A 20501-nucleotide genomic window follows, 5' to 3' on the forward strand; every position below is an offset into this window, starting at 1 on the left:
CATTTTATATTTGGGAGGTATCTCACCTATGGCTTATCCGGGAAGCCGGGAAGTGGCCAGGGCGGCTATTAAAATGGCCCTCAGCGAAAGCCGTGAAGAAGAAAAGGAACTAAAAAAACTTTTTGCCCGAAAAGAAATCAAAGCTGCTGCTGTTGTTTACGGCGGCGACTTTGTAACCTCGGTAAATAAAATAACGGAAAGGTCGGTTGTGGCGGCAAAAAGGGAAGGAGTCATTCAAGAATTACACGCTGATGAAGGCGCTATAGCCGGGGCAACGCGGGAAGCCCTTTCACAAGTTATGCCCAAAGCAATTGGACTTAATGTTGGCGGAAAGATTGGCATTGCCCGCTATAAGGATCACATTAGCGTAGCAGTATTTTTTGGCGTGGGTCTCCTACACCTGGACGAAGTAGCCGTGGGGCTTGGCCACCGGGCAGTATCATCACCGTAATCATTTCAAGGGGGTATCAAGTTGGGTAACCTGATGGTAAGAGCTATCAGGGGGGCCATTACCGTAGAAAAAAACACCCGGGATGACATAGAAAAGGCAACCCGGGAGTTGCTTGAATCCATAATTAGAGAAAATGAATTAGAGCCGGAACGAGTAATAAGTGTTTTTTTTACCCTTACTCCGGACCTCAATGCGGGGTTTCCCGCTGCAGCAGCCAGGCAACTTCGGGGCTGGCAATTGATACCCATGCTTTGCGCCAGGGAAGTAGCGGTACCAGGACAATTACCCATGTGCATCAGGGTAATGATTCATAGCTATACCTCTAAAACTAAAGAAGAAATTAAACACGTATATTTACGTAGAGCCAGGGCTTTAAGGCCGGACCTTGACTAACCATATTCCTTTAATGCACCGGCTGATCCGGGAATACTTGGCTGTCAGGCAGGTCTACTGCATGGTTGCTCACCACCAAGAGTCCCACATCACCTTTGAATTGTGGATCGTAAATAGTACTTGCCTCTACTCCATGTTCTCTGGCGAGACGTTCATATTTTAAAATGATTTTAGTTGGAAGATTTCCCTTTAATATCACTTTTGACGCCCTGATATCCCTAAGGGCTTGTTCTAATTCTTTTGGTACTTCCCCCTTCTTTACCCGGTCTTCGGTCAGGGCCAGAATTAATCTTTCCCGAAGCTGGCCCAAATAGTGCATGCGCTCCTCCTTCTTAACTTCGGGCTCGCTGTAAATGCCGTAGGTTAAAGCCCTCTCCAATTCATCATGATCACCGGGAAAAATTTCTTTTCTTATATCCATAAAAACTCCCCCTTTTGCATTGCATCTTTTCCCCCGTTCCCAAAATCTATTCTGAAAAAACCATTCTTATTTTCGGGAATTACTTTTCAAGCTTTGGACAAATTAGATTGAAACGAAACCTTGAAATAAATGTTGCCGAAGCCGGCAGGACAAACAGCAACAATCAGCGAATGCTACTTTTAAAGGTAAGTTCAAGGGGGAATAACGGTGTCAGCCCCAAAACTAGTAAGTAAACAAAGTAATAAAAAAAATACCGTCGTCACAGTGTCCAAGCACCGTGTGGGAGATGGGGGTATAACCGTCATTGCCGGGCCATGCGCCGTAGAAAACCGGGATGAACTGCTGCAGTTGGCAATTCAACTTAAGGATATGGGTGTACATGTTTTAAGGGGTGGGGCTTATAAGCCGCGAACATCTCCCTACGACTTTCAGGGTTTGAAGGAAGAAGGTTTAAAAATATTATGTGAGGCCGGAAAAGTCGCGGGGCTCCCCGTAATTACCGAAGTAACGGATATCCGGGACCTGGAATTAATAATGAATTACGCGGACATTTTGCAAATAGGTAGCCGCAACATGCAAAACTTTGCTTTACTGAAAGAAGTAGGGAAGACCGGCCGACCGGTTTTATTAAAGCGGGGTTTTTCAGCCACCATAGAAGAATGGCTGCTGGCAGCCGAATATATACTGGCCGAGGGCAACTGGCGGGTTATTCTGTGCGAGCGGGGCATACGTACTTTTGAGAATTACACCCGCAATACCTTTGATATCAATGCTATACCGGCAGTTAAAAACCTTTCCCATCTACCGGTGATAGCCGATCCCAGTCACGGAACCGGTAAACCTGAATTAGTAGCACCGGTGGCCAGGGCAGCCATAGCCGCCGGGGCCGACGGGATCATGGTTGAGGTCCATCCCCGCCCGGAGAAGGCACTTTGTGACGGGTTTCAAAGCCTTACCCCCGGCCAAATGAACGACCTGATTAAAGATGTCAGGCGCCTGGAAAGTTTGAGATAAGTAACCACATCGTTAAATATTTTTTAAAACAGTTGTCTTTATTACAATCCTTATGATAATATAATTACACGGTAGGATGGTTGAATGGTAGATTTATTGTAGTATGGCTGTTAGCTGAAATAACGGTAGTACGGTAGGGGAGGCGAGAATATGTATTTTGACTATTTAAGGCACTCCCGGGGAGTGCTTTTTTCAATTTTATACCGCTAACTAAAACACCCGCCATCCTGCCGGAAAATCACCTAAATCCGGAGGTTGGTTATAAAATGATAGTCGTAATGAGCCATGGCGCAGAAAAAAGCCAAATTGACGAAGTTGTGGCCCACCTGGAAAATTCCGGCTTTAGCATTCATCTCTCCCGGGGAGTGGAACGTACCATTATAGGGGCAATTGGCGATAAAACCCGCATGAGTGAACTGGCCCTGGAAGCTCTGCCGGGCGTCGAAAAAGTAGTACCGATTTTAGAACCTTATAAGCTGGCCAGCCGGACATTCAAGCCGGACGACACCATTGTTCGCGTGGGAGACCTTGAAATCGGAAATAATGTCGTACAGGTAATGGCAGGGCCCTGTGCCGTAGAAAGCAGGGAACAATTAATTTCAACAGCTCGAGCGGTAAAAGCCGCAGGGGCGACAATTCTAAGGGGCGGTGCCTTTAAGCCCCGCACATCACCCTATTCCTTCCAGGGATTGGAAAAAGAGGGGCTGAAATTGCTTGCCGAAGCCAGGGCCTTAACCGGACTGCCCGTTGTCACCGAAGTCATGGACATAACTAATCTTTCCACGGTTGCCGCGTATGCCGATATATTGCAAATCGGGGCACGAAACATGCAAAATTTCTTCCTCCTTCGGGAAGTTGCCCGGGTGGGTAAGCCTATCCTTTTAAAGCGGGCACCGTCCGCCACCATTGAAGAATGGCTTCTGGCTGCGGAATATATCCTGGCAGAGGGAAATCAAAATGTTATACTTTGCGAGCGGGGAATCAGAACTTTTGAAACATATACCCGCAATACCCTCGATTTAACGGCAATACCCGTTTTAAAGCACCTGACTCACCTGCCGGTAATTGTTGATCCCAGTCACGCCATCGGCAAATGGCGTTTTATAAAGCCCATGGCCCGGGCGGCAATTTGCGCAGGGGCGGACGGACTGCTTATTGAAGTCCACCCGGAACCCGGCAGGGCCCTTTGCGACGGGCCCCAGTCCCTAACCCCGGAAAACTTTAAGTTAACAATGGAGGAAATATTTAAGGCAGCATCCGTAATGAATAAAAAAGTGGGACGTGGAACCTGATGCCATTATTTAATAAAATTCTCATCATAGGCCTGGGTTTAATAGGCGGTTCACTGGCCAGGGCCATAAAAGAAAGAAATTTGGCCGGCGAAATAATAGGTGCTGATAACAACAAGGAAAACCTGAAGTTAGCGCTTAAGGACCGTGCCATCCATAAGTCTGCGGAACTGCCCCGGAAAGTAACCGGTGTCGAGCTGATAATACTGGCCACTCCCGTTAAGGCCATTAAAGAAATTCTCAAACAAGTTACCCCGTATCTCTCCCCGGGCACAATTATCACCGATGTGGCCAGTACCAAAGAAGAAATTGTAAGCTGGGTAAACGCTAATTTGCCCGCCAATATTCATTTTGTTGGCGGACATCCTATGGCCGGGTCGGAACAAAACGGGTTCAAGAGTGCAAATCCTTATCTCTTTGAAAAGGCCTATTACTTCATTACACCGACAAAAGGAACATCTTCACTGGCAATGGGTAAAGTAATATCCTTGGTTGAAGGCATAGGAGCCGTTCCCCTGAAATTATCCCCGCGGGAACACGATCGAATTGTTGCCTTAATAAGCCACCTTCCCCACGTGGTGGCTGCGGCCCTGGTCAATACCCTCCAGGCTTGCCGGGATTACCGGCAAATTATGCCCCTGGCCGCCGGGGGATTTAAAGATACCACCAGAATTGCCTCCGGCGTTCCCGAAATGTGGCAGGAAATATTGCTGTCCAACCGAAAAGAATTAATACAAACACTGGATAAATTCTTGCGGGTATTGGAAGAATACAAATTTGCACTGCAGAAAAGCGATGCCCAAACCCTGTTGGATAAACTTAAAAGCGCCCATGAAGCCCGCTCTAAACTAACCTCTTGAAAAGGAATGAAAAATATGGACCCTTTAAAAATCAAACCGGTAAAACTTCTCAAAGGACGCATCCCGGTCCCGGGAGATAAATCCGTCTCCCACAGGGCGGCTATTTTAAGCGCCCTAGCCGAAGGCACGACCCGTATAAAAAATTTTTTAACAGCCGCGGACTGCCTGTCCACCGTGAATTGTTTAAAAAAACTTGGGGTAAAAATCGAAGGGCCGGAAAACAACTGCCTGGTTGTGCACGGCACCGGCCCGTCTGGATTTAAAGAACCCGTTGATATTCTTTACGCGGGGAATTCGGGTACCACCATGAGACTTTTAACCGGTGTTCTGGCTTCCTTACCCTTTTTCAGCGTAATCACCGGGGACCGCTCTCTCCGTGAACGCCCCATGGGGAGAATAGTTGCTCCTTTAAGCAAAATGGGAGCAAAAATAGCGGGGCGCCGGGAAAACACCCGGGCCCCCCTTGCCGTTACCGGAAGGCGGCTAAAAGCCATCCGCTACACCACACCGGTTGCCAGTGCCCAGATCAAGTCGGCCATTCTTCTTGCCGGGCTGCAGGCAGAGGGTGAAACCGTTATTACCGAACCAGCCCTTTCCAGAGATCATACGGAGCGTATGTTGGAACATTTCGGAGTGCCCGTTAAAAGATCGGGCCTGACGGTTTCCCTGCGCGGCCCCTGCCGCCTCCGTGCCGGGGGAGATTTTACCGTTCCCGGAGATATATCCTCTGCTGCCTTCTTCATCGTGGCGGCATCCATCATTCCCGAATCGGACATTACCATTGTGGGGACAGGTATTAACCCCACCCGTACCGGCATTTTGGACGCTTTACGGCAAATGGGGGCCGATATTACCCTCCAAAATGTTCGCGAAGAGTGCGGGGAGCCAGTTGCCGATATTAGAGTACGCCACGCCCCTTTAAAGGGAATTTCCATTGGGGCTGACACCATCCCCCGCCTCATAGACGAAATACCGGTACTTGCCGTGGCCGCCGCCGTTGCCCGGGGAGAAACGGTTATAACCGGGGCAGAAGAATTAAAATATAAAGAAACCGACCGCATAAAGGCCATAGTTACGGAATTAAGTAAAATGGGAGCAAAAATAAAGGAACTTCCCGGCGGCATGGTTATAGCCGGGAATACCCGGTTTGCCGGCGGCCATTGTTATAGCTGGGGAGATCACCGCATGGCCATGGCTCTTGCGGTTGCCGGGCTGGCCGCTAAAAAGGAAACCGTTATAGAAGGTGCATCGTGTATTAAAATTTCCTTCCCCGAATTTATAAATGCATTAAATTCTTTAACGGTAGAATAATACAGCCTGGAAGGGTTTTTCCTCCTCCGGGCTTTTATTTTGATTAAAAAAAGGAAATTGGTTATAGGTGTCGAAAATACTAAAGTATTGCACATGTTTCATTTTGGGAGGTATTATGCCAGGAAAGATTAAAATAGCCATCGATGGCCCGGCAGGAGCCGGTAAGAGCACGGTAGCCAAGCAAGTTGCCAAAAGGCTAAATTTTTTATACATAGATACCGGTGCCATTTACCGGGCGGTAACGTTCATGGCCCTGCAGCGAAATATAGACCTGGAAGATGAGGAAGCGGTTACAGACCTGGCCCGAAAAATGATTATTGAAATGGTTCCGGACAGCGAAAAACTATATCACATTTATGCCGACGGCATGAATGTTACAAGCGAAATCAGGAAACCTGAAATATCTCGCAAGGTTTCCCTGGTGGCAAAAATACCGGGAGTTAGAGAGAGCCTCTTGCAAAAACAAAGGGATATGGCCAGGGAAGGTAAAATTGTAATGGAAGGAAGGGACATTGGTACCACGGTTTTACCGGAAGCGGACTTTAAATTTTTTTTAACGGCAACTCCGGAAGAAAGGGCCCGGCGCCGGTATAAGGAACTGGTTTCCCAGGGCTACCGGGTCAGCCTGGACACCCTGCTGGAAGAAATAAAGGAGCGGGACAGAATAGACAGCACCAGGGAAGTTGCTCCACTAAAACCGGCCCCGGACGCCGTTATAATAGATTGTACTGAAATGAAAGTTGAACAGGTAGTCGATTATATTGTCTCCAAAGTTACCGGGAGGTAAAATTTAGTGTTTTACCGGATGGCCAGAGTTATTTGCCGAATTGTGCTGGCATTACTCCGCCGGTGGGAAGTTCGGGGAGCTCAAAACCTGCCCCCGTCCGGGGGCGTTATAGTTATAGCCAACCATATCAGCTACTGGGATCCGGTGGTAGTAGGTTGCACCTTCAACCGGCAAATTCATTTTATGGCCAAAGCGGAACTTTTTAAAATCCCTTTATTAGGCCCTATAATTACCAAATTGGGAGCCTTTCCCATTCACAGGGACGGGCCCGATCCCCCGGCCATCCGCCACTCATTGCAATTACTTAAAGCCGGCAAAGTACTCGGTATTTTTCCTGAGGGGACCAGAAGTCACACTGGGGAACTTTTAAATCCCCATCTCGGAGCTGCCATGCTGGCTCTTAAAGTAGGTGTACCGATACTGCCGGTGGCTGTTAGTGGAACAAAAGGCATATTTGGAAAAGTACGCGTTACCGTAGGAAAACCCATAGAGTTTAGCGTTTTATATCGACAAAAACCCACAAAAACCGACCTGGAAAATGTAAGCCGCCAGGTTATGGCAGAAATCGATAGGTTGCGGAGAAATAACTAATTGTGGTGATAAAATGGAAGTTCATATTGCCCCCAAAGCAGGTTTCTGCTTTGGTGTTAAAAGAGCTATTGAAATGGCGGTGCAGTCCGCCAGAAACAGGGACGGGCCCCTGTACTCCCTTGGTCCTTTAATTCACAATCCGCAAGTGGTAGCAGCACTTTCAAAAGAAGGGATTAAAGAAACAGAAAGTGTTTCTGAGGTCAAGCCCGGCGACGTATTGATTATCAGATCCCACGGTGTTACCCCTGCAGAGCTTCAACAGGCCAAAGAGCTCAATCTTAAAGTAGTGGACGCCACCTGCCCCTTTGTAGCCAAAGCCCAGCAATTGGCCAAAAAATTAAAGGAAGAAGGGTATCAGGTGGTTGTGGTGGGAGAAAAAAAACACCCCGAAGTAAAAGGACTGGTAGGCTGGGCAGGAAATGGGGCACTGGTAGTCAAGGATTCCCGGGAGGCCGCTAGCATTCCCTTTTACCCCCGAATAGGGGTAATCGCCCAAACTACGCAACCCCGGGAAAATTTTCATGAAGTGGTGGAAGTTCTTAAAAGTAAATGTGACCAGATTCAGGTGTATGATACCATCTGCCACGCCACCTCCGAGCGACAAGCATCAGCAATTGAATTGGCCCAAAAGGTGGATGTAATGGTGGTAGTAGGTGGATTTAACAGTGCTAACACAAGAAAGTTGGCCATGTTATGTCGCGCTACCGGAACCCCTACCTACCATGTGGAAGAGGCAGGCCAATTGAACCCCCGGTGGTTCAAAGGAGTTAAGGTAGCAGGCTTAACGGCAGGGGCATCTACACCTGAATGGATTATAGAGGAGGTTTGTAGGCGCATGAAGGAAGTAGGCGAAATGAATTTGAACGAAGAAGTACAGCCGGTGGAAGAAAAAATTTCCCCCGAAGAGCAAACTCAACAAAATGCAGATATCACTTCCCAAGAGCCGCTACAAGGTAACATGGAAGAGGCAATGGAAGTGAAATCTCTCCGCCCGGGAGACATCGTCAGGGGCACTGTGGTTCAGTTATCCGACGGTGAAGTCCTCATTGACGTAGGTGCCAAATCGGAAGGCGTTATTCCACTGAAAGAACTATCCAGCTTCGATATTAACTCTCCCAGGGACGTAGTCCAGGTGGGAGATAAAATAGACGTGCTGGTCTTAAAAAGTGAAGATAACGAGGGCAGGCTCCTTCTTTCCAAGGAACGGGCCGACGCTAAAAAAGCCTGGTCGGCCTTGGAAGAACACCTGGAAAGTGGAGAGCCCGTTGAAGGTATTGTACGGGAAGTTGTTAAAGGCGGCCTTTTGGTGGACGTGGGTTTACGTGCCTTCCTGCCAGCATCCCTGGTGGAAATGGGATATGTGGAGGATTTAAGCCAGTATATTGGCCAAACCATTCAAGCCAGGGTAATTGAGCTAAACCGCCCCCGGAGGAAGGTAATTCTTTCCAGAAAGGCCGTACTGGAAGAAGAAAACGCCAGAAAGCGAAAGGAACTGCTGGAAAACCTTCAAGAAGGGGATATAATTAAAGGGATTGTACGCCGTCTTACCAACTTTGGAGCCTTTGTGGATATCGGCGGCATCGACGGCCTGCTGCACATTTCGGAAATGGCCTGGTACCGCATCAACCATCCCTCTGACGTGGTCAGTGTAGGTGACGAGCTGGAATTAAAAGTTTTGCGCGTGGATAAGGAAAATGAAAAGGTTTCCCTGGGACTTAAACAAGTTCTTCCCAACCCGTGGGACAACGTGGAGAGCAAATACCCGGTGGGCAGTATAGTGGAGGCCAAAGTAGTTCGGCTTGCCCCCTTCGGAGCCTTTGTCCAGCTGGAACCAGGGGTTGAAGGCCTCGTTCACGTTTCACACCTTGCCGAACATTACGTTGCAGAACCCAGTGAGATTGTCAGTGAGGGCGATGAGATTAAAGTTAAGGTGCTCAACGTGGAACCCGAAGAAAAACGCATCCGCTTATCCCTTCGGGAAGCAAACGGAACTAAAGGCGAGCATAACCGTGAGCGCGCACCAAGGCGGCACGTCGAGCAGCAATTTCAAGAAAAAGCCAAAGCCCATGATACAGTAAGCGACGGTGCTACTGCAACTATAGGTGAAATGGTAGGAGATATTTTCAAAAAAAGAGAAGAGTAAATTATTCCAAAGGCCCTAAGGGCCTTTTTTTTTGCATATTTACCTTTAAGCAGGGAAATCTAAAGACTGCAAAGTATAATATGCCCGCCTGAACATAAAAGACCAAGGGGGAATATAAATGACACGGTTACCCATAGGCCTGATAGTACTTATCATAGTTTCCATTCTAATCTACTTTGGCCTTGCCCAAAGGGTACTGGACAGGCTCAGGCTATCCGACAGGGCAGCTTTGGGCATCATTGCCGCTTTAATTGTAGGAAGTTTTATAACCATACCTTTATCCACGGGACGCTACGATGTATCCCTTAATGTTGGGGGAGGATTGGTCCCCATAATCGTGGCAGGTTACCTGCTGTCAAAAGCAGGTACTTTCAAGGAACGGACCCGAGCAATTATAGCAACGCTTATTACAGCAGGCGTTATATTTGGAGCAGGTTTCTTATATGGGGGCATCGATACCGAACCCGGTGGACGCCTCTTTGGGTATCTAGATTCCATATGGGTTTACCCTCTCATTGCAGGTATTGTCGCTTACGTGGCAGGAAGGTCGCGCCGCTCTGCCTTCATTGCCGCCACCCTTGGCCTGGTTTTGGTGGATATAGCTTATCTCGTATGGCTTATCACCACAGGAGCCCCTGCAGGAACAGTTGCCATTGGCGGCGCCGGAGCCTTTGACGCCATCGTCCTCGCTGGAATTATAGCCGTATTACTTGCCGAAATTATCGGTGAAGTACGGGAACGCATCCAGGGCGGCCCGTCAGCTAAACGCCCGGAATCCGTAATGGAAGGACTGAAAAAACCTGTACCGGAAGAACCAGCGGCACAAGAAGAAGGGGATAAAGGAGGTGGACCGGCATGAAAAAACATCGCTGGCAACTGGTAACAGGCGCCGGCCTTTTGGTATTAGGTGCCTTTCTAATGCTATACCTTTCCAAGGGGACTTCCCCTGCTTTTTCTCCTGCACTACTACCTAATTTCCGCTTATTTAATTCTGTGGAGGCGTGTCACGAAGACGGGCGCGTTTTTACCATCCGGGATGTGGAAAATAATTTAATAAGCAAAATGTCCCGGATGGTAACGGTAGGGGACGAAATTATAACCGGCGATGGCAGGCTTTACCGCATCAAAACGGTGGACGGCCAAAGTGCTGTAGCGGATTTTCAAGGGTTGGATAAGGACTTTATTGCCTGGCAAGATCATTTTTCCAACCAAGCAATACCGGTAATAAATCAGCAAGGAAACAAGAGCAATAACAAAATAGCCATATATCATACTCACAGCGCAGAATCCTACATTCCCTCCGACGGGACAGAAAGCAAACCGGGAAACGGCGGAATTTTCCAGGTAGGTGAAGCCTTTGCTAAAGGGCTGAGACAACAGGGCGTTGAAGCAATTCACGATTGGTCGGCGCATGAGCCCCGGGATAAAAATGCTTACAATCGCTCCCGCCGGACGGCTGTAAAACTATTGAAAAAGAATCCGGCAGCCCTTATAGACGTGCACAGAGACGGCATTCCCGATGCCAATTATTACCGAAAAAACATTAACGGCCAGCAGGTTACCCAGCTGCGCCTGGTGGTAGGCAGGCAAAATCCCAAGATGCAGGCCAACAAGGATTTTGCCAAAAGAGTAATGGCAGCAGTTAACCAAAGCTATCCAAACTTAATAAAGGAAATATTTATTGCCAACGGTAATTATAACCAGGATCTGATACCCACCGCCATGCTGGTGGAAGTGGGTACCCACACTAATTCCAGAGAAGCGGCTGAAAGGGGTGTCAGCCTTTTTGCCAGTACCCTGCCCAACGTTTTGGGCATAGGCCCTGCCGGGCCAACCCAAGATAGTTACAGGGATCCCAACGCCCGTACACCGGGTGGTTGGGCATCAACAGCCGTACTGTTGGCTGTACTGGTCATCGGCGGCGGTGCATTTCTGCTGATAAGTTCGGGAAATTGGCAAAACGTCAAGGATAGGCTTAACAGCTACATCAGCAAGGAATTTGTCAACCTGCTCATGCCCAGGCGAAACAAACGTAAATGCAAAGAAAACGAAGGTGTTTACGACCCGGATGCCAACGAAGCCGCACGGGGCAGGCTAAACGATATACAAAAGGACTAAATTTATCAACTGCATTTAAGAAAGCCATAATGCAGGTGAACACTTATATGGAAAATTATATTACCGCTGTTGTTACGGGCACCCTGGTAGGAACTCTTGCCAGGGTGCTCCTCCTAAGACTGGATTACCGGCAGTATCCGGGATATCCCCACGGGTGTATTACTCACCTTTCCCTGGGGTTTATCGCCTCCGCCCTCGGGGCAGTAGCTGTCCCGGCAATCCTGGAGCCCGATTATACCGCCTTTACTTTCCTGGCCTTGGCCGCCCAGCAATTCAGGGAGATCAGGAACATGGAAAGAAAAACCCTGGAAAATTTGGAAGATACCTGGCTGGTAAATCGCGGTAAAGATTACATAGAAGGTATTGCCCGCACATTTGAGGCCCGAAACTACCTGGTCATGCTGGCAGCCTTTTTCACCAGCCTTGCCCACCAAATAGCCAGTCTTCCCGGCGCAATCGGACTGGGGATAATACTTATTTTTTTTTCCGTGACCTTTAAAAGCGGAGAAAGTATTGGAGACATATGCGAAGTTATCCCCGCCAGGGTACACTTTAAAAATTCGCTTCTGTATGTGGGGGACATAAACTTTATGTCGGTGGGGCTCAAAGAAATGCGGGACAAAATCGCCCGGGACGCCCTGGGTGTAATTATAAAGCCCAAGGACAACGATGCCAGGGCAACATTGAGTAACGTGGGACAGCGCATGGCCATAGCTCATACCGCCGCCCTTATCCTGGGCACCAAAAAAGATGTAGATATTCCCGAATTTACCCCCCTGGTCCGAAAAGACCCGGATAGCGGTAAAGTTGCCCTTTACATAGTACCAGTGGAAAAAGACATGGACGCACTTATAGCCGCCGTAAACAGAACACCCGTGCTAGAAAGCGCCCGCATACGCCCCTCCAGAACCCAAGCAGGCCGCATAGCTGCAGACTGAAACCACATAAAGGGGGAAATTTTTATTGGGTGACTATGAGCCCAGCGGGATACTGGCTGTAGTAACGCTGGATAAAGAACTGGTAACCGGAGGAGTGCCTGTATTCCTGGCCAAGGATGAGGAAGAAAGGGAAAAGCTGGCCGAATACCTGGCCAGGTCTCTTGATGCAATGGTCCACGACCTGGAAAACGGATGTTATATTATTGTTCGTCATTGAAAGACGGTGAAACATTGAAAATCATTTACCATTGTTATGGAGGCACCCATTCATCAGTTACGGCAGCAGCCCTTCACCTGGGCTGGCTCCCCTCTGACCGCCTTCCAACGATTGAAAAGCTGCTTCAAACCCCTTATTTCGATACTCGAACTTCAAAAGAATTCGGATACATTACCTTCATGGGTACCGATGAAAGGGGCAATGAAATTTATGTTGTGGGACGGAAAAGTATGCCGCAAGTGCTGGCAAACCTTATTGATGGACTGGCCGCAATCTTTAATATTCCCAAGGACACTTTCCGGCTCATCAATGTAATGCCCAAAGTTAACTTCAGTATGCGCATCGGCGGAATTCTTTCCCGAAGGTTCAAGTTAGTAAACCTGGGAAGACCCCTTGTTGCATGGGGGACAATCAAAGCATTTCCCTACATTCAAGAACTTATAAAAAGCACAAAGGATAATTTGGAGACGAATCAATGAAATGCCTGTTCTATTACAGCAACAGTTCCTTTCCCTATGCCGGACTGGCTGCCGCCATGCACCTGGAGATCCTCCCGGTCCAGCCACCTTTCCAAATAAAAGAACTTCCCCCGTGGATATTTACCAGGACCGCGGGTAAGCCCATTAATGCCGGTACCGACCGCTTTGGAAACCGCGTGTATGCAATCTGGGATGCCGGCAAGCCGGAGATGATAAAAAATATTATTTTCAGTTTTTTACAAATATATAAAATACCCCAGGAATGCCTCTTGTTCCTGGATACGGGCCTGAAAGACGACATTCTATCCATCGCGGCCAATATGTTACTTAAGAAACCTAAAACCAAGTCCCTGGGTGAATTACTTGTGCAAAAATTATTAAACAAATATTTTTTCCGTCTTGCCGAAGCGGTGGGAAGAAGCTATGCTCAGAACTTGACTAAAACTACCAATTATCAGATAATGTTACCATAACAGCAGCGAGAGGAGGGTCCCCATGGGGGACCGGCAATTGGTAGTAAAGTCCGTTTCTCCCGGAAGCATCGCCGAAGAATTAGGAATAAAACCAGGGGATGTTATTCTACGCATAAATGAACAGGAAGTTATGGATATCATAGATTATCGCTTTTTAATTGCCGATGAGGAAGTAAATATTTTACTTCAAAAACCTGACGGTCAGCGCTGGTTGTTGGAAATAGAAAAAGATTGGGACGAGGAATTGGGCCTGTCCTTTCAGCATGGCGGGCTTGGAAAAACCATACGTTGCCAAAACAGGTGCATCTTTTGCTTTGTGGACCAGATGCCACCTAAAATGAGAAAAAGCTTATATGTCAAGGATGATGATTACCGGTTATCATTTACCCAGGGGAATTTTATAACTTTAACCAATGCCAGTGAACGGGATTTAAAAAGAATTGCGTGCATGCGCTTAAGCCCTCTCTATGTTTCCGTTCATACCACCAATCCCGAACTGCGTGCCCGCATGATGGGGAACCGCAGGGCCGCTAAGATTATGGAACAGCTGAAATATCTGGCCGGTGCAGGCATAGAGATACACGCCCAAGTAGTTCTTTGCCCGGACATAAATGACGGCAGGGAACTGGAAAAAACTGTGGCAGACCTCACAGGCCTCTGGCCCTCAGTCCGCTCCCTGGCCCTTGTGCCGGTGGGGCTTACCTGCTACCGGGAAAACCTTTATCCATTACGTTCTTTTACGGGCCCCGAAGCCCGGCAAGTAATAGAAAAAGTTCACTGCTGGCAGGATGAATGCGTCAGGCGTTACGGCTATCCACTGGTATTTGCCAGCGATGAATTTTACCTCCTGGCGGGCGAGAACATCCCGCCCGCTTCCCGTTACGGTGGATTTCCCCAAACGGAAAACGGGGTGGGGCTGGTCCGCCTTTTCCTTGACCAGTGGAAAGAAGAAAAGGCTAAGTTGCCCCCAAGTATTCCAGCAGGCCGCAATGTACTATTGGTCACCGGCAAATTGGCCAAGCCGGTGCTGGAGCCGGTAGCCCGGCGGTTAAATGAAATAAAGAATTTAACCGTAAAACTGGTGGCAGTGGAAAATAAATTTTTCGGCTGTAGCGTTACCGTGGCCGGATTGCTCACCGCCTCGGATATAATGGAACAAGTAAAAGCAACGGAAGAAACGGACGCCGTTATCATACCCAGCGCAGCTTTAAGGGCGGACATGCCCGTATTTTTGGACAATCCCACGTTAGATGACCTCTCCCGGAAATTAGGCGTACCGGTAAAAACAGCCGGTAACCCTAAGGAATTAATACAGGCCGCCACGGGTATAATGGTTTAATTTCTGCAATAAAGTTAAAACTGGAATTAAAAAGTAAAGCTGGTGATGGTAATGTCAAAACCGGTTGTTGCCATAGTTGGCCGTCCCAACGTGGGTAAATCCACCCTTTTTAATCGAATAATAGGTGAAAGAATCGCCATCGTTGAGGACAAGCCGGGTATAACGCGGGACCGGCTCTACCAGGACACCGAGTGGAACGGCACAGAATTTACCCTGGTAGACACGGGCGGCCTGGATTTCGGGGAAGCAGATACCATTAGCAGCAAAGTACGGTCACAGGTTAACATGGCCATTCGCGAATGTGACGTTATATTATTCCTCGTGGACGCCCGCCAGGGAATATTGCCGGCAGATGAGGAAATTGCTTTAATTTTACGCAAAGCTGAAAAACCGGTAATCCTGGCTGCCAACAAGGTAGAAAACTTTAAAGATAAATCCCAATACATGGAATTCTACCGGTTGGGTCTGGGGGAACCCATCCCCATTTCCGCAGCCCAGGGATTAAATACAGGAGATCTATTGGATGCTGTAGTGGCGGCACTGCCGGAACCAGTCCATGAAGAAACGGAAAATGATGTAGTACGTATTGCAGTCATTGGACGCCCTAACGTCGGGAAATCTTCCCTGGTTAATTCCATTCTGGGAGAAGAAAGGGTTATCGTAAGTGATATCCCGGGAACGACCCGTGATGCCATTGACAGCCCCTTTTACTGGGAGGGCAACTCCTATATTCTCATAGATACGGCAGGAATTCGTAGAAAAAGCCGCATTGACCAGTCCACGGAACGGTACAGCGTTAACCGCTCTCTTAAGGCCGTGGAAAGGAGCGATGTTGCCCTCATGCTCATTGATGCCGTTGAAGGCGTAACCGACCAGGATAAGCGCATTGCCGGTTTTGCCCATAACAAGGGTAAAGCCGCAATAATTGTGGTAAATAAATGGGACCTGGTGGAAAAGGACGATAAAACAGCTAACCGTTTTAGAGAGCATATAAAACAAAACCTTTCCTTTCTTCCTTACGCGCCCATTATATTTGTCAGTGCCCTAACCGGACAGGGTATTCACCGGGTTTTAAAGATGGTCGACCACGTAGCCGACCAGGCATCCATGAGAATCCCCACCTCCCGGCTAAACGAGCTAATACAAGATGCAGTACTTTACAATCCGCCCCCGGCCAGGAAAGGTAAAAGGCTTAAAATATTTTATGCTACCCAGGAAGGGGTAAAACCCCCGACTTTCTTGATTTTCACAAACGATCCTGCACTGGTTCATTTTTCCTATATACGTTACCTGGAAAACCAGCTTCGAAATGCGTATGGTTTTGAGGGAACCCCTGTAAGATTTGTTTTTCGCAGAAAGAAATAAATTTAAGGACTTATTTGAGGTGAATGTATGTTATTTGTCCTGGCACTCATTGCCAGCTACCTTATAGGCTCCATACCGGCAGGTTACATAATTGCCAAAGCCAAGGGCGTGGACATACGGCAACACGGGAGCGGCAATATAGGTACAACCAACGTTTGGCGTACTTTGGGAGCTGCTCCCGGCCTTATAACCCTTCTGGGGGATACTGCCAAAGGTACCCTGGCGGTAATCCTGGGAATGCAGGCCGGTGGCCAGAATCTTGAATTGTTATGTGGCCTGGCGGCCATAGCCGGACACAGCTGGCCCGTATTTTTACGTTTCCGGGGCGGCAAAATTATCGCCACCAGCTTTGGAGTACTCCTCGCCCTTTCCTACCAAACCGCGCTGCTCGCCCTTGCTGTATGGTTAATTACCGTGATAATTAGCCGGTATATATCACTGGGCTCCATAGTTGCCGCAATTTCAGTACCCATTTGGATGTTACTTCTGAACCTTAAAAGCTCATATCTGGCCTTTGGCATCGCAGCGGCAGTATTCGCCGTTTACAGGCACCGAAGCAATATACAAAGAATAATTAAAGGGACCGAATTCAAAATCGGCCACGGGAAACGGGTATAAAAAGCAACGAAAGGGGGGGACGGAGTAACGGGTTTCATGTCAAAAATTGCTATAGTAGGCGCTGGAAGTTGGGCTACAGCACTGGCTATCGCCCTTTCCCGCCATCACTCCAATATTCACCTCTGGGCCAGAAGAAAAGACCAGGTTCGGGAAATCAATGAAGAAAGAAAAAACAGCCGTTATCTCCCGGGAATAACCCTGCCGGAACAAATAATCGCTTCCAATTTCCTTGATGATGTACTTTCCGGTGCGGAAATTGTTGTCTTCGGAGTACCTTCCCATGCTTTTCGCGAAGTCCTGCAAATTTCAAGGCCTTACATAGAACAGGCAGCTATTATCATTAATGTCGCCAAGGGACTGGAAGAAGATACCCTCATGCGGCTGTCGGAAGTTTTTAAAGAAGAAATGGGCGAAGAAACTGCCCACCGCTATGTAATCCTTTCCGGTCCCAGTCACGCGGAAGAAGTGGCCCGTAATATTCCCACCGCTGTGGTAGTAGCCTCTTCGTCCCTGGAATCAGCCCAAAAGGCCCAGGACATATTTATGGACCCTTACCTGCGGGTATACACTAACCCCGACGTAATCGGCGTGGAACTGGGCGGGGCTTTAAAAAATATTATCGCCCTCGGGGCCGGTATAATAGACGGCCTCGAATTCGGTGATAATACCACCGCTGCCCTTATTACCAGGGGGCTGGCTGAAATAGCACGCCTGGGCATAAGCATGGGCGCCAATCCTCTTACCTTTATCGGCCTGGCCGGTGTGGGGGACCTCATGGTTACCTGTACCAGCAAACACAGCCGCAACCGCAGGGCAGGCAGGGAAATTGGAAAGGGAAGCACTTTGCAGGAAGCATTAGATAAAGTAAACATGGTAGTGGAAGGTGTACGTACCACCAAGGCAGCATTCCATCTTTCCCGCAAATTAAATGTTGAAATGCCCATAACCGAGCAGATGTATAATGTCCTTTTCAAGGGACTTTCCCCTCGCACTGCGGTAATTAATTTAATGACCCGGGGAAGGCGCCATGAAATGGAAGAAGTTGCTGAGGCAAAGATCAAGTGGTGGACAAATTTCAAATAAGAGCGTTTAATTACAAAAAGCCCCGCGGCTTAAAAGCCGCGGGGCTTTTTGTATGCAAGCCTAACCCGGTAACAGCCTGCTGGCTCCCTTATAATTTTGGACGTAGTAGTCATTTGAGAGGGAAGTAATAATAACCCCTTTCCTGGAAGAAGCATGAACAAATTTGCCGTTACCAATATAAATACCCACATGCTGTATGGTTGAACCACCATAATAACTGAAAAATACCAAATCCCCGGGGCGCAATTCATCTTTCGCAACCTTTACCCCATATTTTGCCTGTTCAGAAGCAAGATGGGGTAAATTAATCCCTACTTTCTTAAATACATATAAAGTAAAGCCGGAACAATCAAAACTCTCCGGACCCGCTGCCCCGTATACATACGGACGCCCCAAAAGAGCCCTGGCCGCGGTCAACACTTTTCTTACATCCGGCCGGATACCCGCCCTGGAAGGACCTGCAGGTGGTACTTTAATGTTTGCTGCCTGAAATTTTGCTTTATACCGTGCCGTTTTAAAGTATCTGATTATCAACTTCTCGGAATCCCGGTCCTTTTGCACCCAGCACCTGGAAGGTTCAACGGGGACCGCCCCGGCTAATGTTGGAAAGAAACCAAATAAAAAAAACGATGTTAAAATTATTACTGCACATTTTAACAATATTTTATAAAAACTCCTTTCCATGTCCATCTTTTTCTAGTTGTTGTTTTCGACAACCCGATCCTTAAATCCTACAATAAAAACAAAAAAATGTAAAAAATTTTAGAACAAGCTAAACTTTCTTTTTCTAATTTATTCCTGTAAAAATCCAAAGACAGGTAATAATTATGTCCGGCAAACATATATATATATTGTTAATGTATGCCACTGGAAAATAATACACCTTGAAACCGGGCTGGGGCCTATCTACTCACCCAAGACGGTGGGGGGGATGAAAAAAGTTTTTGTTTTAATTTTTGCGAGGAGGGAGTGCGTGCATGGAAAAGCAGGACATTTTCCGTGATATTGCGGAGCGCACCGGCGGGGACATTTATCTTGGAGTTGTCGGTGGTGTTCGCACGGGCAAATCAACCTTTATCAAAAAATTTATGGAACTTATGGTAATACCAAACATTGAAAATGTTTATGACCAAGAGAGGGCCACCGATGAACTTCCCCAAAGCGGAGCAGGAAAAACTATAATGACAACTGAACCTAAATTCATCCCCAATGAAGCAGTGGAAATTGAAATAACCCCCCAAATCCAGGTAAAGATACGCCTTGTGGACTGTGTGGGCTACCGGGTTGAAGGGGCGCTGGGCTACGATGAAGAAGAAGGGCCGCGCATGGTATCTACTCCCTGGTTTGACGAGCCCATCCCATTTGAGGAAGCAGCTGAAATCGGCACCCGCAAAGTAATCAGCGAACATTCAACCATGGGAATAGTTATGACCACTGACGGCACTATTATTGACATTCCCAGGGAAAATTACATTGAGGCAGAGGAACGGGTTGTCGAAGAATTAAAAAATATTAACCGTCCATTCCTGATTATCTTGAATTCTACCGATCCCGAATCCGAGGATACCATCAACCTTGCCGGCGAGCTCACCGAAAAATACGACGTGCCGGTAATTCCTTTGAACGTACTTGAATTAACCCAGCAAGACATATTAATAGTGATGGAAAAATTACTCTTCGAATTCCCGGTAAATGAAGTTAACATTTCCCTACCGCCCTGGTTAGAGGAACTGGACAGCAAGCACTGGCTGCGCGAGCAATTTGAGAATGCCGTTAAGGAAACTGTGCAAAGCGTACGGCGCCTTCGCGATATAGACGGTGCAATGGAGAAACTCGGCACTTACGATTTTGTGGAAAAAATACAGCTGGAAAAAATGGACATGGGCACTGGTTCAGCAGACATTAAGGTTACTTCCAAGCCGGAATTATTCTACAGGGCATTAGAGGAAGAAACAGGATTTACCCTGGAAGGGGAACAACAGCTCTTCCGCCTGGTTAAGGAACTGGCCGTGGCCAAGCGGGAATACGATAAGATAGCTCCCGCCCTGGAAGAAGTTATGGAAAATGGATATGGTGTGGTTACTCCCAACGTGGAGGAAATGCAACTGGAAGAGCCAGAACTTATTCGCCAGGGGAGCAGGTTCGGTGTTAAATTAAAGGCCAGCGCCCCTTCCCTGCACATTATTAAAGCCGACATTACCACGGAAATAACTCCCATTATAGGTACTGAAAAGCAATGCGAAGAACTGGTTAGCTATATGCTCAGCCAGTTCGAAGAAAACCCGACAAAATTCTGGAATTCAGAAATTTTCGGCAAATCCGTAAATGAACTGGTTAGGGAAGGAATTCAAAACAAACTTTATCGCATGCCTGAAAATGCCCAGCGAAAATTACAGGAAACCCTTCAGAGAATCGTTAATGAAGGAAGTGGAGGCCTTATCTGTATAATCATCTAACCGGTTAACAAAACCGGTTTTTTTTTGCCCGTTCTTTATCAACTATTGTCACCCCATATTAATAGTGGTATAATTTCTGCTATCATGGAATAATGTCCATTTTGCACGAAAAATTTAAAGCTGCCCCGGCAAAGGAAGTGCATTGACGTTTATAT

General features: G+C 47.7%; 22 protein-coding genes. 20 read left to right on the plus strand and 2 right to left on the minus strand.

The window, feature by feature from the left end:
* Positions 1-28 precede the first annotated feature (28 nt).
* Together ACX4JR_RS08315 and aroH are read left to right on the plus strand one after the other, a co-directional pair.
* Positions 29-451, plus strand: coding sequence for a HutP family protein (locus tag ACX4JR_RS08315; protein ID WP_476057622.1), 423 nt, complete (start codon positions 29-31; stop codon positions 449-451).
* Between the two features lie 21 nt (positions 452-472).
* Positions 473-844 (plus strand): chorismate mutase, encoded by a 372-nt coding sequence (gene aroH / locus ACX4JR_RS08320; protein WP_476057623.1) that lies wholly within the window; start codon positions 473-475, stop codon positions 842-844.
* A 10-nt stretch (positions 845-854) separates the two neighbouring features.
* Here aroH and ACX4JR_RS08325 read toward each other — a convergent pair whose 3' ends face one another.
* Complete coding sequence (locus tag ACX4JR_RS08325; RefSeq protein ID WP_476057624.1) at positions 855-1265, minus strand: YueI family protein; 411 nt, start codon at positions 1263-1265, stop codon at positions 855-857.
* Between the two features lie 207 nt (positions 1266-1472).
* Between ACX4JR_RS08325 and aroF (ACX4JR_RS08330) the strand changes: the two genes are divergently transcribed.
* The 17 genes from aroF (ACX4JR_RS08330) to ACX4JR_RS08410 all read left to right on the plus strand — a co-directional run bounded on the left by aroF (ACX4JR_RS08330) (position 1473) and on the right by ACX4JR_RS08410 (position 17890).
* Positions 1473-2279: a 3-deoxy-7-phosphoheptulonate synthase gene (aroF, locus tag ACX4JR_RS08330; RefSeq protein WP_476057625.1), complete on the plus strand. Its 807-nt coding sequence runs from the start codon at positions 1473-1475 to the stop codon at positions 2277-2279.
* 266 nt (positions 2280-2545) lie between these two features.
* A complete protein-coding gene (gene aroF / locus ACX4JR_RS08335; RefSeq protein ID WP_476057626.1) occupies positions 2546-3571 on the plus strand; it encodes a 3-deoxy-7-phosphoheptulonate synthase in 1026 nt (341 codons plus the stop codon).
* On the plus strand, positions 3571-4428 hold the full coding sequence (locus ACX4JR_RS08340) for a prephenate dehydrogenase (protein ID WP_476057627.1): 858 nt from the start codon (positions 3571-3573) through the stop codon (positions 4426-4428). The genes aroF (ACX4JR_RS08335) and ACX4JR_RS08340 overlap by 1 nt, the downstream gene beginning before the upstream one ends.
* Before the next feature lie 6 nt (positions 4429-4434).
* Positions 4435-5739: a 3-phosphoshikimate 1-carboxyvinyltransferase gene (aroA, locus tag ACX4JR_RS08345; RefSeq protein ID WP_476057628.1), complete on the plus strand. Its 1305-nt coding sequence runs from the start codon at positions 4435-4437 to the stop codon at positions 5737-5739.
* Between the two features lie 115 nt (positions 5740-5854).
* Positions 5855-6526 carry a (d)CMP kinase gene (gene cmk / locus ACX4JR_RS08350; protein ID WP_476057629.1) on the plus strand — a complete coding sequence of 224 codons (672 nt, stop codon included), beginning with the start codon at positions 5855-5857 and terminating at the stop codon, positions 6524-6526.
* Between the two features lie 6 nt (positions 6527-6532).
* Positions 6533-7117 (plus strand): lysophospholipid acyltransferase family protein, encoded by a 585-nt coding sequence (locus tag ACX4JR_RS08355; protein ID WP_476057630.1) that lies wholly within the window; start codon positions 6533-6535, stop codon positions 7115-7117.
* Between the two features lie 13 nt (positions 7118-7130).
* Positions 7131-9260, plus strand: a complete 2130-nt coding sequence (locus ACX4JR_RS08360; RefSeq protein ID WP_476057631.1) for a bifunctional 4-hydroxy-3-methylbut-2-enyl diphosphate reductase/30S ribosomal protein S1 — start codon at positions 7131-7133, stop codon at positions 9258-9260.
* A gap of 118 nt (positions 9261-9378) precedes the next feature.
* On the plus strand, positions 9379-10119 hold the full coding sequence (locus ACX4JR_RS08365; RefSeq protein WP_476057632.1) for a DUF1614 domain-containing protein: 741 nt from the start codon (positions 9379-9381) through the stop codon (positions 10117-10119).
* Complete coding sequence (gene spoIIP / locus ACX4JR_RS08370; protein WP_476057633.1) at positions 10116-11378, plus strand: stage II sporulation protein P; 1263 nt, start codon at positions 10116-10118, stop codon at positions 11376-11378. The genes ACX4JR_RS08365 and spoIIP overlap by 4 nt, the downstream gene beginning before the upstream one ends.
* Positions 11379-11425: 47 nt before the next feature.
* The gene (locus ACX4JR_RS08375; RefSeq protein WP_476057634.1) at positions 11426-12316 is read left to right on the plus strand and encodes a YIEGIA family protein; all 891 of its coding nucleotides are present in this window, start codon (positions 11426-11428) and stop codon (positions 12314-12316) included.
* Positions 12317-12341: 25 nt separating this feature from the next.
* Positions 12342-12533 (plus strand): capping complex subunit for YIEGIA, encoded by a 192-nt coding sequence (locus ACX4JR_RS08380; RefSeq protein WP_476057635.1) that lies wholly within the window; start codon positions 12342-12344, stop codon positions 12531-12533.
* Entirely contained in the window at positions 12530-13012 is a 483-nt protein-coding gene (locus ACX4JR_RS08385; RefSeq protein ID WP_476057636.1) for a DUF3189 family protein, read from the plus strand. The genes ACX4JR_RS08380 and ACX4JR_RS08385 overlap by 4 nt, the downstream gene beginning before the upstream one ends.
* Positions 13009-13485, plus strand: coding sequence for a DUF3189 family protein (locus ACX4JR_RS08390; RefSeq protein ID WP_476057637.1), 477 nt, complete (start codon positions 13009-13011; stop codon positions 13483-13485). The genes ACX4JR_RS08385 and ACX4JR_RS08390 overlap by 4 nt, the downstream gene beginning before the upstream one ends.
* Positions 13486-13507: 22 nt before the next feature.
* Positions 13508-14824: a DUF512 domain-containing protein gene (locus ACX4JR_RS08395; protein ID WP_476057638.1), complete on the plus strand. Its 1317-nt coding sequence runs from the start codon at positions 13508-13510 to the stop codon at positions 14822-14824.
* 51 nt (positions 14825-14875) lie between these two features.
* Positions 14876-16189 (plus strand): ribosome biogenesis GTPase Der, encoded by a 1314-nt coding sequence (der, locus tag ACX4JR_RS08400; RefSeq protein ID WP_476057639.1) that lies wholly within the window; start codon positions 14876-14878, stop codon positions 16187-16189.
* Between the two features lie 27 nt (positions 16190-16216).
* On the plus strand, positions 16217-16807 hold the full coding sequence (gene plsY / locus ACX4JR_RS08405) for a glycerol-3-phosphate 1-O-acyltransferase PlsY (RefSeq protein WP_476057640.1): 591 nt from the start codon (positions 16217-16219) through the stop codon (positions 16805-16807).
* Positions 16808-16843: 36 nt separating this feature from the next.
* Positions 16844-17890, plus strand: a complete 1047-nt coding sequence (locus tag ACX4JR_RS08410) for an NAD(P)H-dependent glycerol-3-phosphate dehydrogenase (protein ID WP_476057641.1) — start codon at positions 16844-16846, stop codon at positions 17888-17890.
* 60 nt (positions 17891-17950) lie between these two features.
* Here the strand turns inward: ACX4JR_RS08410 and ACX4JR_RS08415 are convergent, their stop codons facing one another.
* Positions 17951-18424, minus strand: a complete 474-nt coding sequence (locus ACX4JR_RS08415) for a C40 family peptidase (protein ID WP_476057642.1) — start codon at positions 18422-18424, stop codon at positions 17951-17953.
* Between the two features lie 443 nt (positions 18425-18867).
* On the opposite strand from ACX4JR_RS08415, the gene spoIVA reads away from it, so the two are divergent.
* Entirely contained in the window at positions 18868-20346 is a 1479-nt protein-coding gene (gene spoIVA / locus ACX4JR_RS08420) for a stage IV sporulation protein A (RefSeq protein WP_476057643.1), read from the plus strand.
* The last annotated feature ends 155 nt before the right edge of the window (positions 20347-20501 follow it).

It is taken from the genome of Desulfofundulus sp. JL263-se, from assembly GCF_056316025.1.